This window comes from Arthrobacter sp. NicSoilB4 (assembly GCF_019977335.1).
Classification (GTDB): Bacteria; Actinomycetota; Actinomycetes; order Actinomycetales; family Micrococcaceae; genus Arthrobacter.
In genome coordinates, this window is record NZ_AP024653.1 from 1,997,489 (window position 1) to 2,013,296 (window position 15,808).

Below are 15,808 nucleotides of genomic sequence, written 5' to 3' on the forward strand. Positions count from 1 at the left end.
AAGCTCGGACCGTGAAAATCTTTGACGCAACAGCAGTGAACAGTACGGCGCTGGACCCGCGACGGGTCCAGCGCCGTACTGTTTGGGTGTTAAGCTCCGCGCAGCTGCTCAGCGGAATAGGCAACGGCGCCAGCCTGTCGGTCGGATCGCTGCTGGCCGTCCAGCTTTCCGGCTCCAACGCCTGGGCCGGGTCGGTCACCACCACCATGACGCTCGGCGCCGCTGCGGCCGCCCTTCCGCTCGCGGGACTGGCCGGGCGCCGCGGTCGGCGGGCCTCGCTCGTCACGGGTCTGCTCGCAGCCATGGCCGGCGCCGGCCTGGTGATCGTGTCCACGGTGACGGGAAGCTTCCCGGTGCTGCTGCTGGCGGCGGCCCTTCTGGGACTCGGCACGGCCGCCAACCTGCAGGCCCGGTTCGCCGCCGTCGACCTCGCCGATCCGGAGCACCGCGGACGCTCCCTGGCGATCGTCGTGTGGGCCGTGACCGTCGGCGCCGTCGCCGGTCCCAACCTGATCCGCCCCGGCGCCCTGGTCGGAGAAGCCCTCGGCCTGCCCGCCTTGGCCGGTCCCTTCGTGTTCTCGACGGCCGGGCTGGCACTCGCCGCCCTGCTGCTGATCATCGGCTTGCGGCCGGACCCGCTGCTGCTCGCCGCGCGGCTTCGTTCCGGCGGCCAGCCCACGGCCGCTATTACGGACAGCGCCGGAGGCGCCGCTGGACAGGCCAAAGGCACGTCCGGGGCCCGACGGCGGCACGGCCTCCGTCACGGCATGCGCGCCATCCAGGCCTCTCCGCGGGCACGGCTGGCCCTCGTCGCCGTGATTGCAGCCCACGGCTGTATGGCCGCCGTGATGTCGATGACGCCCCTGCACCTGCAGCTGCTGACCGAGGGCCCGCTGGCCAACATGCCGTCCGGCCACGCCCACGCCGCCAGCACCGACGTCCTGGTCCTCATCGGATTCACCATCTCGCTGCACATCGCCGGAATGTACGCGCTCTCGCCGGTCATGGGCTGGCTGACCGACAAAACGGGCAGGCTCCCGGTCATCCTGCTGGGCTACGGCCTGATCCTGCTGTCCGTCCTGGTGGCCGGCTTCGGCCAGGCCGAGCCGGCCCTGGTGACGGTCGGACTCGTGCTGCTCGGGCTGGGCTGGTCCGCGGCCACCATCGCCGGTTCCACCCTGCTGGCCGAGAGTGTCGGCGCGGATGACCGCGTCCTCGTCCAGGGCGTCTCGGACACCATGATGGGGATCGCCGGCGCGGTCGGGGCGGGGTTCTCCGGGCTGGTGATGAGCGGCGTCGGCTACCAGGGCCTCAACCTGGCGGCCGCCGGCGTCGCACTGGCAGTGTTTGCGGCCGCCCTGCGCGCGGCGGCCCAAGGCCGCCGGCTCCACGCGGCAGCCTGACGGCCGGAGGGCCGGAGGGCCGGTGGTCGCTTAGGTCCGGACGGAGCGGGTCAAGCCGAGCAGCCGGGCGAAGATGCCCTCGCCGTCGTCCGCGATGCCGTCATGGTGGAAGTCCGCCGACTCCCACACCTGCAGGCCGCGGACAGCCGCGGCCGTCTCAAGCGAGAGATCGCGGTCCACGTAGATGTCGTCGGTGTACACCGCCGCGGCCACCGGAACGGTGTTGAGGGCGAGCCGTTCGGGGTCATACAGGTGCGGCCAGTCTTCCTTTTCCGCGAGCAGTCCGGCGACGTTTTGCAGCGGCCGGAGCGCGGGATCCTGCTCGAAGTACCAGGGGTAGACCATCTCGCCGGTGAGCAGCGGCTCGGGGGACTCCGGGGAGAACTCCGGGAAGTCCTGCAGGACCCGCCAGGCGGCCCAGTCGGTGGACTCGCCCTGGCCGTAGATCGATTCGTGCATCAGCGCGTACAACGGGTTGGCGGACCGGGACACGAGCCCGCGGACCTGGTCGAGGAAGGCGTCCGAGAGGCGGTCGCCGCCGGGTGTGCCGACGAAGGCATCCTCCAGCAGGTGGTGCAGCGCATCCACCCGGGTGTTCCCGCCGAGGAAGGAACCCACCATCTGGAAGCGCTCCACGGTGAGGCGTTCGCCGTCGGGCAGGTATTCCTCAGTGTCGCGCAGGTGCCGGGCGATCCGGGTGACTGCCGCACGGTCCTCGGGGTACCGTCCGAAGTACTCGGCGTTGCGGGCCGCCACCCGCTGGAAGGTCGCCCGGTAGACCCGGTCCGCCGGCCCTGCAAGTGGGGCGAGCCCTCCGGTGATCAGGGCTTCGCGAAGGCCTTCCGGGGCGAAGGAGAGATAGCTGAGGGCGCAGAAGCCCCCGTAGCTTTGGCCGTAGATGGTCCATGGCGCGGACCCCAGTGCCAGCCGGATGGCCTCCGCGTCGGCGACGATCGAGTCCGCCCGGAAGTGCGCCAGGTACTCTGCCTGGTCGGCGACGTTGCCGCGCAGCGGCAGGGTGTTGCGGTCGATCGCGGAGGACAGGCCGGTGCCGCGCTGGTCCAGCATGAGGATGCGGAAGTCCTTGGCGGCGGCCTTGCTCCAGCCGCCCAGGGACGGGAGCCGGTTGCCGCGGCCGCCCGGACCGCCCTGGAGGTAGAGGAGCCACGGGAGCCGGGCGGCCTCCTCCTCCGTGTGGTCCGTGGAGACGTATTCGCGGGCAAAGACGGTGATGGTCTCACCGGCGGCCGCGTCGCCGCCGAAGTGGTCTAGCGGCACCTCGAAGTAGTGTTCCGCGGTGCGCATCCCGCGGTATTCATGCCGCGCCTTGATGGTGTGGGGGACCGGCGGGCGCGCCGCCTCGAGCAGGTCCGCGGCACCGGATCCGGTCATGGGCAAGTCGGCCCCGGGCCCGGCAGCAACGGTCCGGTCAGCCACGGGCTTCGGCCTTGCGGGCGCCAAACGCTTCCAGCGCGTCGCCGGTGAGGCGGAACGTGGACCATTCCTCCATCGGGTTGGCGCCGAGTTTCTTGTAGAAATTGATGGAGGGCTCGTTCCAGTCCAGGACGCTCCATTCAACCCTCGCGTAGCCGCGGTCCACGGCTGTCGCGGCCAGATGCTGCAGGAGTGCCTTGCCGTGGCCCTCGCCGCGGGCTTCCGGCCGCACGTAGAGGTCCTCCAGGTAGATGCCGTGGACGCCTTCCCACGTGGAGTAGTTCAGGAACCAGAGGGCGAAGCCCCGGACCTCGCCGGCCTCGTTCTCGGCCATGGCGGCGAACACCCGCGGGTTCTCGCCGAACAGGACCTCGCTGAGCATCTCCGGAGTGTTCCGGACGGCGTCCGGCTCCTTCTCGTAGACGGCCAGGTCATGGATCATCTGCAGGATTGTGGGGACATCGTTCGCCGTCGCGGGCCGGATTACACTCATTGTTCGAGTTTACAAGTTGTCCGCGTCCAAAAGGACCCGCCCGAAACTGCAGGGCGCCGGGCGGCCTAGAGCCGGTTCACGTCCGTCACGCGCACGACGGCGGTGCCGGTCTCGTCCGATGCCGCGAGGTCCACCTCGGCGGAGATGCCCCAGTCGTGGTTCCCGGCCGGGTCCTCGAAGATCTGCCGCACCTTCCACGTCCCGGGTTCCTCGGTGATGATCAGCAGGCCCGGGCCGCGGGCGTCCGGGCCCGTGCCGATGTCGTCGTGTTCGTCGAAGTAGTCATCCAGCACGTCTTCCCAGCGCTCGGCGTCCCAGCCGGTGCCGGCGTCGAGTTCGCCGAGGGCAGCGGCGTCCTCGTCCGCGAAGAGCTCCACCCGGCGGAACATCTCATTGCGGACCATGACCCGGAAGGCCCGGACGTTGGAGGTCAGCGACGGCGGCGGGGGCGGCGGCGCGTCGTGGGGCGTCGGCGCCTTGCCGGAGGTGAGCTCCTCCCACTCATCCAGCAGGCTGGAGTCGACCTGGCGGACCAGTTCGCCGAGCCACGCGATAAGGTCCTCGAGGTCTTCGCGGAGCGCGTCCTGCGGGACGGTCTGCCGCAGCGCCTTGAAGCCGTCGGCGAGATAGCGCAGCACGATGCCCTCGGACCGTGCCAGCCCGTAGAACTGGACGAACTCGCCAAAGTTCATCGCCCGCTCGTACATGTCCCGGACCACCGACTTGGGCGCAAGCTCAAAGTCGCCGATCCAGGGCGCGGCCCGGCGGTAGACCTCGAAGGCCTCGCCGAGGAGTTCCGCGAGCGGCTGGGGGTAGGTGACCTCATCGAGCATGGCCATGCGCTGGTCGTAGTCGATGCCGTCCGCCTTCATCGCGGCGACCGCCTCGCCGCGGGCCTTCTTCAGCTGCGCGGACAGGATCTGCCGGGGCTTTTCCAGCGTCGACTCGATCACGGACACGACGTCCAGGGCGTACGACGGCGACTCCGGATCCAGCAGTTCCAGCGCCGCGAGGGCGAAGGGGGACAGTGGCTGGTTCAGGGCGAAGTTGGCCTGCAGGTGGACGGTCAGGCGGACGGTGCGGCCGTCCATTCCCTGCTCCTCGGGCGGGATCCGCTCCACGACGCCGGCGGCCAGCAGTTCGCGGTAGATCCCGAGGGCCTTCTTCATGAGCTGGAGCTGGGACGAGCGCGTTTCATGGTTCTCGGTGAGCAGGCGGCGGGCGGCCTTGAACGGATCTCCCGGCCGTTCCATCAGGTTCATCAGCATCGCGTGGGTCACCGTGAAGCTCGACGTCAGCGGATCCGGAACGGACTCCACCAGGCGCGTGTACGTCGGTTCGCCCCAGGACACGAAGCCCTCCGGCGGCTTCTTCTTGACCACCTGGCGGAGTTTCTTCTGGTCGTCGCCGAACTTGGCCGTGGCCTTCGCCATCGCCTTGACGTTTTCGGTCACGTGCTCGGGGGCCTGGACCACGACGGTCCCGGCGGTGTCGTAGCCGGCCCGCCCGGCGCGGCCGGCGATCTGGTGGAATTCGCGGGAGTTCAGCAGCCGGGTGCGGACGCCGTCGTACTTGCTCAGCGCGGTGAGCAGCACGGTTCGGATGGGGACGTTGATGCCCACGCCGAGCGTGTCGGTCCCGCAGATGACCTTGAGCAGTCCGGCCTGGGCGAGCTGTTCCACCAGCCGGCGGTACTTGGGCAGCATGCCGGCGTGATGCACGCCGATGCCGTGCCGGACCAGCCGGTTCAGGGTCTTGCCAAAACCGGCGGCGAAGCGGAAGCCGGCGATCAGCTCCGCGATCTTGTCCTTCTCCTCGCGGGTGCAGACGTTGATGCTCATCAGGTTCTGGGCCCGGTCGATCGCCTCCACCTGGCTAAAGTGCACGACGTACACGGGAACCTGGTTCGTCGCGAGGAGCTCCTCGAGGGTCTCGTGGACCGGCGTCTGCTCGTAGTAGTAGTGCAACGGGATGGGCCGCTCCACGGAACTGACGGTCGTCGTCGGGCGGCCGGTCAGCTCCGTGATGCCGGCTTCGAAGCGGCTGACATCGCCCAGTGTTGCGGACATCAGCAGGAACTGGGCCTGGGGCAGTTCCAGCAGCGGCACCTGCCAGGCCCAGCCGCGCTGCGGGTCGGAGTAGAAGTGGAACTCGTCCATGATGACGGCGCCAAGCTCGGCGGCGGCACCCTCGCGGAGGGCGATATTGGCCAGGATTTCCGCGGTGCAGCAGATGATCGGCGCGTCCTGGTTGACGCCGGAGTCGCCGGTGATCATGCCGACGTTCTCGGCACCGAAGATCTCGCACAGGGCGAAAAATTTCTCCGAGACGAGTGCCTTGATCGGTGCGGTGTAGTAGCTGCGCTGTCCGCGGGCCATGGCCTGGAAGTGGACAGCGATGGCAACCAGGGATTTCCCTGAGCCGGTGGGGGTGGCCAGGATGACATTGGCGCCGGAGGCAAGCTCCATGATGGCCTCGTCCTGGGCGGTGTACAGGGCCAGCCCGCGGGTTTCCGTCCACTCGACGAAGCGGGTGTAGAGCTCGTCCGGGTCGAGGCCTGCCCGGCCTGGGACTCGGGCGGCCGGGGCGGGGAGCTGATCAACAAGTTTCATCGCCTCCCAGCTTAGTGGCCGGGGCCGCAGAGCCCGCGCCGGGGCCGGGCGGGCGTGCGCCTCCTTGGCCGCCGCCGCGGCCGGGGATAGGCTTCGGAGGTCGCATCGTTGCCGGTGGCTGGAGGAACGTGAACTGGAGGAATCAGTGAAATGGGATCCCGCGAAGTATGTGCAGTTCGGTGACTACCGGGACCGGCCGTACTTCGACCTGACGGCCCGGATCCATGCGGACGCACCCCGCCACGTGGTCGACCTCGGCTGCGGTCCCGGGAACCTGACGGCCACCCTGGCTGAGCGCTGGTCCGAGGCGGAGGTCACCGGCCTGGACTCGTCAGCGGAGATGCTGGCCCAGTCTGCGGCGCACACCCGGCGGCTGCCCAATCTGTCGTTTGGCCGGGCGGATATCGCCGGCTGGATGCCCACTGACGAGACCGACGTCGTCGTCACCAACGCAGCCCTGCAATGGGTGCCCGGCCACCGGGACATGCTGGCCCGCTGGCTCGCCGCCCTAAAGCCCGGAGCCTGGTTCGCGCTGCAGGTCCCCGGCAACTTCAACGCCCCGTCGCACACGCTTATGCGCGGGCTGGCGGAGTCCACTGCGTGGGCGGACCGGCTCGCCGGTGTGCTGCGCCACGCCGACGTCGCGGGCGAACCGGACGACTACCTGGAGATCATGCTCGACGCCGGCTGCGACGCGGACGCGTGGGAGACCACGTATTACCAGCTCCTTCCAGGCGAAAATCCCGTGCTGGAGTGGGTGCGCGGCACCGGACTCCGGCCGGTCCTTGCCGCCCTGTCCGCCCCGGACGCCCGCGACTTCGAAGCGGAATACTCGGCCCGGCTGGCCGAGGCCTATCCGGCCGGGCCGCACGGAACTGTGTTCCCGTTCCGCCGGATCTTCGCCGTGGCCCGCAAGCGGGAATGACCCCCCGGCTCCTGCTTCCGTGCCGATTACAGCGGCCGGCGGACGTGTGACAACAGAGCACTGTGTGATCGTGCTTACAATGTCGGGGCAGCGTGGGGGCCGCTGCAGCCGCGAAGCTGAATCCATGCCCTGAACTAGCGATGGAGGTTCGGTGCTTATTGGCCTGATGGGCCGGCTGTTGGCCGCCCACAAAGGGACCGTGCTCGCCATCGTTCTCCTGCAGCTGGTGCAGACCACCGCCAGCCTCCTCCTTCCCACGCTGAACGCGGCCATCATCGATGACGGCGTCGTCGGCGGAGATGTCCCGGCAATCCTGCGCCTGGGGTGCTGGATGGCCGCGATCGCCCTGGTGCAGGTCATCGCGGCGATCGCCGCCGGCTATCTGGGCGCCGTAGCGGCCATGGAGCTGGGCCGGGAACTGCGCGCAGAGCTGTTCGCGAAGGTGCAGTCCATGTCCTCCCAGGAGGTAGGGGCGTTCGGAGCTGCCAGCCTGGTGACGCGTGCCACCAACGACGTCGCACAGATCCAGAACCTCGTCGTCCTCGTTTTCACGATGCTGGTCGCCGCGCCCGCCATCTTTGTCGGCGGCATTGTGCTGGCCATGCACCAGGACATCGTCTTGTCCGGGATCGTGGTTGCCGTGGTCCCGGTGCTCGCGGTGATCATGACCCTGATCGTCCGGCGGCTCGTGCCGCTGTACCGGCAGGGCCAGGAACTCATCGACCGGACCAGCCGGATGCTGCGTGAACAGATCATCGGCGCCAACGTCATCCGCGCATTTGTGCGCCAGCGGCACGAAATCCGGCGCTTCGACGCGGTCAACAAGGACCTGACAAACAACAACCTGCGGTCCGCGCTGCTGGTCGCCGGAATGATGCCGCTGATCATGCTGGTGGTCAATCTGTCCTCGGTCGGTGTGGTCTGGTTCGGGGGACACCGCATCCAGTCAGGCGAGATGCGGCTGGGCGCCCTGACGGCGTTCATCGCCTATATCCTGCAGATTCTCATCGCAATCATGATGGCCATGTACGTCTTTATGACGGCCCCGCGGGCGGCTGCCTGCGCGGAACGGATCCACGCGGTCCTCGACACGGCCCCGGCAATCACGGACGGCCCGGGCGGCGCCACACCCGAGGGCCACGCCGTGGAGTTCCGGAACGTCTCCTTCGCGTATCCCGGCGCCGAGGCTGCGGTCCTCGACCGTGTCAGCTTCACGGCCGTTCCCGGGACTGTGACGGCCGTCGTCGGCGCCACCGGCAGCGGCAAGACCACCCTGCTGAACCTGCTGCCCAGGTTCCTCGCCGCCACCGGTGGGACGATCAGCATCGGCGGCTGCGATGTGCGCAGCCTGCCGCTGGACACGTTGCGGAGCCTGATCGCCGTCGTGCCACAGCAGTCCTATCTGTTCTCCGGGACGCTTGCCGGGAACCTGCGGATGGCCGCCCCGGCGGCGACGGACGAAGATCTGTGGCGCGTGCTTGGCAGCGCGCAGGCCGAGGAGTTCGTGCGGAAGCTGCCGCTGGGGCTGGAGGCGCCGGTGAACCAGGGCGGCACGAATTTCTCCGGCGGGCAACGGCAGCGCCTGTGCATCGCACGCGCCTTGCTCCGGGAGGCTCCCGTGTACTTGTTCGACGACAGCTTCTCGGCGCTGGACTACGGCACCGACCACCGGCTCCGTCAGGCAATGGCGCCGCTGCTGCGTACGGCCACCGTCCTGGTTGTCGCCGAAAGGGTCGCCACGATCGTCGATGCCGGACTGATCCTGCTCCTTGAGGACGGCCGGCTGGTGGCGCAGGGAACCCATCAGCAGTTGATGGAATCCTCGCCGGGCTACCGGGAAATCGCCGCCTCCCAGCTGGTGCTGGAGGAGACTCTGTGACCCCGGAACAGGCGCTCGACGCCGGCACCGAGGCCCCCGCCGCCCGCGACGCCAAGGACCAGCCCCTGGTGGACACGCCGTCCGGCGGCCGCAGCGCATCCCTCCCGGTCCTGGCCCAGGAGGAACCCCCGAAGGGCGACCGGTTCCGGTGGCGGACCGCCGGGCGGCTGCTCGGGCTGCTGCGGCCATCGAAATGGCGGATGCTGGGCGCCTTCGCCGCCACGTGCGCCTTTGTGGTGCTCAACGTGGCCGCTCCGAAAGTGTTGGGTGACGCCACCGACGTCGTGGTCGACGGCGTGGTGCAGGGATCCTTTGACCAGGAAATGCTCGCCGCGCTGCTGACGGGGGTGTCCGTCATGTATCTGGGGGCCTCCGTCTTCAGCTGGGTACAGGGTGCCCTGACCGCCGTCGCCGTGCAGCGCCTGGGCTACCGGCTCAGGGCCTCGGTGGAGGGCAAACTGCACGTGCTTCCGTCCAGCCACTTTGACGAGCAGCACCGCGGGGACGTGCTGAGCCGCGCCACGAACGACGTCGACAACATCGCCCAGGCCCTGAACCAGCTGCTCAACCAGCTGATCATGTCGCTGCTGATGCTCTCGGGGGCGTTGGCGATGATGCTGTGGCTCTCCCCGGTCCTGGCCCTGATCGCGCTGGTCTCCGTCCCGGTGTCCACGCTCATCACCGTCGTCGTGGCCAGGAAGTCCCAGGCACATTTCAGCGAGCAGTGGGGGAGCACGGGCGACCTGCACTCCCAGCTGGAAGAGTTCTTCACCGGCCACGAGGTCCTCAAGGCCTTTGGCTCGCAGGACGCCGCCGCGGCCACCTTCAAGGAGGGCAACGACAAGCTCTTCAGGGCCAGTGCCCGCGCACAATACATCTCCGGTGTCGTCCAGCCCCTGATGGTCTTTGTGTCCAACCTCAACTACATCGCCGTCGCCGTGGTCGGCGCGCTCCAGGTCCTCGCCGGCGCCATGACCATCGGCGGGCTCCAGGCCTTCATCCAGTTCACCCGGCTCTTCAGCCAGCCGATGGGGCAGATTGGCGGCATGCTGACCCTGATGCAGTCCTGTCTCGTGTCCGCCGGGCGGGTCTTCGAACTCCTCGACGCGCCGGAGATCCCCGCGGAATTGCCGCCGCCGGCAGCCTCCGCCGTCCCGGCAGCCGCCGCCGTCCCGGCAGCCGCCGGGTCCGGAGCAGCTCCGGCCGGGGCAGGGCCGCCCGTGACAGCGCCGTCCGGGGCAGGGCCGGACGGCGCGGGCCGGGTTGCCTTTGAACATGTCACCTTCGGCTACAGCCCCGCCTCGCCCGTGGTCCAGGACCTGTCCTTCACCGTCGAACCCGGGCAGACCGTGGCGGTCGTCGGCCACACCGGCGCAGGCAAGACCACAGTGGTGAATCTCCTGATGCGCTTCTACGAACTGGATTCCGGCCGGATCACCGTCGACGGCACGGACATCGCGGCATTGCCGCGGGATGAACTGCGGGCCGGGTTCGGCACGGTCCTGCAGGACGCCTGGCTGTTCACCGGCAGCATCCGGGACAACATTGCGTATGGGCGGCCCGGCGCCGGCGAAGCGGAGATTCTGGCCGCGGCGCAGGCCAGCCACGTGGACCAGTTCGTCCGTGCTCTGCCCGGCGGCTACGCCACCATGCTCGGCAACGACGGCGACTCACTGAGCCGCGGCCAGCGCCAGCTCGTCTCCATCGCCAGGGCGCACCTGGCGGGCCGCAGCATCCTGATCCTCGACGAGGCCACCAGCTCCGTCGATAGCCGCACCGAAGTGCAGATCCGGCAGGCGATGCAGCGGCTCCGGCAGGGCCGCACGAGCTTCGTGATAGCCCACCGCTTGTCCACCGTGCGGGACGCTGATCTAATTCTGGTCATGGACCAAGGACGGATCGTTGAGCAAGGGACCCATCAGCAGCTGATGGCCAGGGGTGGACTCTACGTGGAGCTGTACGAGGCGCAGTTCGCCCGCCGCGAACAGCGCAGGAGCGCACTGGAGCCCGGACAGTGACGACCAGTGACACGTCAGCAACATCAGTCGCGCCGTTTCCCGGTGCCTGGCGGCCCAATCCGGCCAGTACCGTCCCCCTGTTTGAACAGCTCCGGCTCAACATCATTGAACGCGCCGACAACGGGACCCTCGCGCCGGGGACGAAGCTCCCCGCGGTCCGGAGCCTCGCCGGCGAGCTGGCCGTCGCTCCCCACACCGTGGCGCGCGCCTACAAGGAACTGGAGGCCGCCGGCGTCGTGGTGACGCGGGGCCGGAACGGGACGGTGGTGTGCGCCCGGGACGAGGCCTGGAGCTCGCTTTCCGCAGCCGCCGCCGAATTCGCCGCCTCGGCCAAGGCCCAGGGTGCCAGCTTCGCCGAGGCCGTCCAGCTGCTCGCCGCCGCCTACGACCGCGAGTAGGCCGCCACCAACACAACGGCCGGCGGCCCCCGGCGCGGGACACAGCCGGGAATGGATATTCGAAGAAGTTTTCGATTAGCATTGGTAGCGTGCCTAAAGCCGTAGCTGAAGATCCAGCCGTTGATACCCAGACCGCCGCAGTTCCGGAGCGTGCCGTTCCGGAGGGCTCCGCAAAGCCGGGCCGCGCCGTCGGAACCCGCCCCGCGGTGACACGTCCGGACATGTCCCGGCTCGTCGTCAAGGGCGCGCGGGAGCACAACCTGCGCAACGTGGACCTGGACCTGCCGCGCGATTCCATGATCGTGTTCACGGGGCTCTCGGGTTCGGGCAAATCCTCGCTCGCGTTCGACACGATCTTCGCCGAGGGCCAGCGGCGCTACGTTGAATCGCTCTCCGCCTACGCCCGGCAGTTCCTGGGCCAGGTGGACAAGCCCGACGTCGACTTCATCGAGGGACTCTCGCCCGCGGTGTCCATCGACCAGAAATCCACGAGCAAGAACCCCCGCTCGACCGTGGGCACAATCACCGAGATCTACGACTACATGCGCCTCCTGTGGGCCCGTGTCGGCCGCCCGCACTGCCCTGTGTGCGGCGAGCCCGTCACGAAGCAGACACCGCAGCAGATCGTCGACCAGCTGCTGGAACTGCCGGAGGGCACCCGTTTCCAGGTCCTCGCCCCGGTGGTCCGCGGCCGCAAGGGCGAATTCGTCGAGCTGTTCAAGGAGCTCACGGCCAAGGGCTACTCGCGGGCCCGGGTCGATGACAAGCTGATCCAGCTCAGTGATCCCCCCAAGCTCGGCAAGCAGTTCAAGCACACCATCGAAGTGGTGGTTGACCGGCTGGTGGTCAAGGAAGGCATCAGCCAGCGACTCACCGACTCGGTGGAAACCGCACTCGGCCTGGCCGAGGGGCGGATCCTTGCCGAGTTCGTCGACCTCGACGCGGACGATCCCGAACGGATCAGGGCTTTCTCCGAGCACCTCGCCTGCCCCAACGAGCACCCGCTCGCGATCGACGAGATCGAACCCCGCTCCTTCTCCTTCAACAACCCCTTCGGTGCCTGCTCGGCCTGCAGCGGCATCGGCACCAAGCTGGAAGTGGATGAGGAACTCATCATCCCGAACGGGGAACTGTCCCTCTCGGAGGGGGCCATCGCGCCGTGGTCCCTCGGCACCGCCACGACGGAGTACTGGAACCGCCTGCTCGACGGCCTGGCCAAGGAACTCGGCTTCTCGATGACCACCCCGTGGGACAAGCTCTCCGAGGACGCCCGCCAGACCGTGCTGCACGGCAAGGACCACAAAGTCGTGGTGCAGTACCGGAACCGCTTCGGCCGGGAACGCAAGTACAGCACCGGTTTCGAGGGCGTCATCCAGTACGTCCACCGCAAGCACCTCGAAACGGACTCGGACTCTGCCCGCGACCGGTACGAGGAATACATGCGGCAGATCCCGTGCCCCGCCTGCAACGGCGCGCGCCTGAACCCGGCGTCGCTCTCGGTGCTGATCAACGGCAAATCGATCGCCGAGGTCGCCGCCCTGCCGATGCGCGAATGCGCCCACTTCCTGGACCACCTGGTGCTCACCGGCCGTGAAGCCCAGATCGCGAACCAGGTCCTCAAGGAGATCCAGGCCCGCCTGACCTTCCTGCTCGACGTCGGCCTGGAGTATCTGAACCTGGAGCGCCCGTCGGGCACCCTGTCCGGCGGCGAGGCCCAGCGCATACGGCTGGCCACCCAGATCGGCTCCGGCCTCGTGGGTGTGCTCTACGTCCTGGACGAGCCCTCCATCGGCCTGCACCAGCGCGACAACCGGCGCCTGATCGAGACCCTCACGCGGCTGCGGGACCTCGGAAACACACTGATCGTGGTGGAGCACGACGAGGACACCATCCAGGAAGCCGACTGGGTGGTGGACATCGGACCGGGAGCCGGCGAACACGGCGGCATGGTGGTGCACTCCGGTTCCTACAAGGAACTGCTCGAGAACACCGAATCCCTCACGGGCGACTACCTCTCCGGCCGGAAACGGATTGAGATCCCCAAGAAACGGCGCAAATACGACAAAAAGCGCGAACTGAAGGTGGTCGGCGCCAAGGAGAACAACCTCCTGAACGTGGATGCCGCGTTCCCGCTGGGCCTGTTCACCGCGGTGACCGGCGTCAGCGGCTCCGGCAAGTCCACCCTGGTCAACGAGATCCTCTACAAGGTCCTGGCCAACAAGCTCAACGGCGCCAAGCAGGTGGCGGGCCGGCACAAGTTGATCCAGGGCCTCGAACACCTGGACAAGGTGGTCCACGTCGACCAGAGCCCCATCGGCCGCACACCGCGGTCCAACCCGGCCACCTACACCGGGGTCTTTGACAACATCCGGAAGCTCTTCGCCGACACCACCGAGGCCAAGGTCCGCGGCTACCTGCCGGGCCGGTTCTCCTTCAACGTCAAGGGCGGCCGCTGCGAGGCGTGCTCCGGCGACGGCACCCTGAAGATCGAAATGAACTTCCTGCCGGACGTCTACGTGCCGTGCGAGGTGTGCCACGGCGCCCGGTACAACCGCGAGACGCTGGAAGTCCACTACAAGGGCAAGACGATCGCCGATGTCCTGAACATGCCGATCGAGGAAGGCGCCGAGTTCTTCGCCGCCTTCTCGCCGATCGCCCGGCACCTCAGCACGCTGGTCGACGTCGGACTCGGCTATGTCCGGCTGGGCCAGCCCGCCACCACGCTCTCCGGCGGCGAGGCGCAGCGCGTGAAGCTCGCGGCGGAACTGCAAAAACGCTCCAACGGCCGCAGCGTCTACGTGCTGGACGAACCCACCACGGGCCTGCACTTCGAGGACATCCGGAAGCTGCTCCTGGTGCTCCAGGGCCTCGTGGACAAGGGCAACACCGTCATCACCATCGAGCACAACCTTGACGTCATCAAGAGCGCGGACTGGATCGTCGACCTGGGTCCCGACGGCGGATCCGGCGGCGGCCGCATTGTCGCCTCGGGAACCCCCGAACAGGTGGCCAAGTCCACGGAAAGCCATACGGCGGCCTTCCTGGCCGACATCCTGGCCTGAGCCACGCCACGCCCGGATGCATCCGCGGTACCAGCCGCGGATGCATCGGCGTCGCCGACGGCGGTATATTCCCGTTGAGGCATGCGAGTTTCTGGCATCCGTCCACTCGTGAGAAACTAGGCCGGTGACCCAAACAACAGTGCCCGTGATCTTTGACCTGGACGGCACTCTTGTCGATCCGGCGCAGGGAATTACGGACGGAATCGCAGCGGCCCTCACGGAGCTCGGACTCGGCGTTCCCGGCAAAGCCCGGATGAATGCCATGATCGGCCCGAAACTCAGCCATTCCCTCACGGAGATCGCCGGGGTCCCCGCCGACCAGCTCGACGACGCCATCCGGATCTACCGCGCGAACTACCTTGCCACGGGCATCGCCCAAAGCAGGCTCTACCCGGGAATCCGGGCCCTGCTGGAATCCTTCGTGCAGGCCGGCCGTCCCATCGCCGTGGCCACCCAGAAGCCCGAAGGCATTGCCAGGACAGTCCTCGAGCACCACGGCATCGCCGACCTGTTCCATACCATCCGCGGCTCGGCCGCCGACGAGGCCGCAGCGGCAGGAGTGTCCTCGGGGAAGGCCGAAATCGTGGCGGCCGCCCTCACGGACCTCGCGACGCAACACGGCCTGGACACGCAGCATGCCGTGATGGTGGGGGACCGGGCGCAGGACGTGGCCGGAGCCGCTGCCAACGGACTCGACTGCATCGGCGTAGGCTGGGGTTTTGCTCCGGACGGTGAACTGGACACGGCCGGAGCCGTGGAGATCGTCCACAGCAGCAGGGCCCTGCACGAGACCATTGCCCGGAGGGACGCCGAACACTCCCATCCAGTGGCCGGCAGCCCAGTGAATCCCAACGCAATGACCCCGGACCCGACGACCGAAGCCCAAGACGAGGTGCACACCGATGGCAATGTTTGACGCAATCCGCTGGACCACACGGGGCCTTGTCAGCTCCACCTGCCGGCCCACGGTCGTCGGACTTGACAACGTGCCCAAGGAGGGCCCGTTCATCGTGGCACCCAACCACCTGTCCTTCCTGGACAGCGTGATCGTCCAGGCGCTGATGCCCCGCCCCGTCGCCTTCTTCGCCAAAGCGGAATATTTCACCACCGGCGGCGTCAAAGGCAAGGTCATGAAGTCCTTCTTCGAGGCGGTCGGATCCATCCCGGTGGAACGCGGCGAACAGGCCGCCAGCGTCCAGGCGCTCAAAACCCTGCTGGAAATCCTCGACTCCGGCAAGGGCGTCGGCATCTATCCTGAGGGCACCCGCTCCCGGGACGGCATCCTCTACCGCGGCCGCACCGGCGTGGGCTGGCTGGCCCTGACTACGGGCGCCCCCGTGATCCCGGTCGGGCTGATCGGCACCGAGAACCTGCAGCCCGCGGACAGCAAATCGGTCAAGCCGCAGCACTTCACCATGAAGGTCGGTGAACCGCTGTACTTCGACAAGACCGGGCCGGACCATTCCCTGCCCGCGCGCCGCCAGGCCACCGACCGCATCATGGACGCCATCGCCGAACTCAGCGGCCAGGAACGCTCCACGAGCTACAACCAGAGCAAAGCCACCGACTAACGCCCCGCGGTGC

11 protein-coding genes are annotated in these 15,808 nt (G+C 68.2%); 8 read left to right on the top strand and 3 right to left on the bottom strand.

Features of this window, described 5'->3' with window-relative positions:
• Positions 1–11 precede the first annotated feature (11 nt).
• Positions 12–1,403 (top strand): MFS transporter, encoded by a 1,392-nt coding sequence (locus LDO13_RS08995; RefSeq protein WP_224046442.1) that lies wholly within the window; start codon positions 12–14, stop codon positions 1,401–1,403.
• A gap of 30 nt (positions 1,404–1,433) precedes the next feature.
• Here the strand turns inward: LDO13_RS08995 and LDO13_RS09000 are convergent, their stop codons facing one another.
• The 3 genes from LDO13_RS09000 to LDO13_RS09010 form a co-directional block, all read right to left on the bottom strand.
• Complete coding sequence (locus tag LDO13_RS09000; RefSeq protein ID WP_224049734.1) at positions 1,434–2,795, bottom strand: alpha/beta fold hydrolase; 1,362 nt, start codon at positions 2,793–2,795, stop codon at positions 1,434–1,436.
• A gap of 37 nt (positions 2,796–2,832) precedes the next feature.
• The gene (locus LDO13_RS09005) at positions 2,833–3,330 is read right to left on the bottom strand and encodes a GNAT family N-acetyltransferase (RefSeq protein ID WP_224046443.1); all 498 of its coding nucleotides are present in this window, start codon (positions 3,328–3,330) and stop codon (positions 2,833–2,835) included.
• Positions 3,331–3,395: 65 nt separating this feature from the next.
• A complete protein-coding gene (locus LDO13_RS09010; protein WP_224046444.1) occupies positions 3,396–5,942 on the bottom strand; it encodes a DEAD/DEAH box helicase in 2,547 nt (848 codons plus the stop codon).
• Between the two features lie 145 nt (positions 5,943–6,087).
• Here LDO13_RS09010 and LDO13_RS09015 point away from each other — a divergent pair, with 145 nt between their 5' ends.
• The 7 genes from LDO13_RS09015 (at position 6,088) to LDO13_RS09045 (ending at position 15,795) form a co-directional block, all read left to right on the top strand.
• Positions 6,088–6,867, top strand: coding sequence for a trans-aconitate 2-methyltransferase (locus tag LDO13_RS09015; protein ID WP_224046445.1), 780 nt, complete (start codon positions 6,088–6,090; stop codon positions 6,865–6,867).
• 166 nt (positions 6,868–7,033) lie between these two features.
• Positions 7,034–8,746 (top strand): ABC transporter ATP-binding protein, encoded by a 1,713-nt coding sequence (locus LDO13_RS09020; RefSeq protein ID WP_224049735.1) that lies wholly within the window; start codon positions 7,034–7,036, stop codon positions 8,744–8,746.
• Between the two features lie 200 nt (positions 8,747–8,946).
• Positions 8,947–10,764: an ABC transporter ATP-binding protein gene (locus LDO13_RS09025; RefSeq protein ID WP_224049736.1), complete on the top strand. Its 1,818-nt coding sequence runs from the start codon at positions 8,947–8,949 to the stop codon at positions 10,762–10,764.
• Positions 10,761–11,162 carry a GntR family transcriptional regulator gene (locus LDO13_RS09030; protein ID WP_224046446.1) on the top strand — a complete coding sequence of 134 codons (402 nt, stop codon included), beginning with the start codon at positions 10,761–10,763 and terminating at the stop codon, positions 11,160–11,162. Before LDO13_RS09025 ends, LDO13_RS09030 begins: the two co-directional genes overlap by 4 nt.
• 221 nt (positions 11,163–11,383) lie before the next feature.
• Entirely contained in the window at positions 11,384–14,224 is a 2,841-nt protein-coding gene (uvrA, locus tag LDO13_RS09035) for an excinuclease ABC subunit UvrA (RefSeq protein WP_224049737.1), read from the top strand.
• A 124-nt stretch (positions 14,225–14,348) separates the two neighbouring features.
• On the top strand, positions 14,349–15,140 hold the full coding sequence (locus LDO13_RS09040) for an HAD hydrolase-like protein (protein WP_224046447.1): 792 nt from the start codon (positions 14,349–14,351) through the stop codon (positions 15,138–15,140).
• Positions 15,127–15,795, top strand: a complete 669-nt coding sequence (locus tag LDO13_RS09045) for a lysophospholipid acyltransferase family protein (RefSeq protein ID WP_224046448.1) — start codon at positions 15,127–15,129, stop codon at positions 15,793–15,795. The genes LDO13_RS09040 and LDO13_RS09045 overlap by 14 nt, the downstream gene beginning before the upstream one ends.
• Positions 15,796–15,808 lie beyond the last annotated feature (13 nt).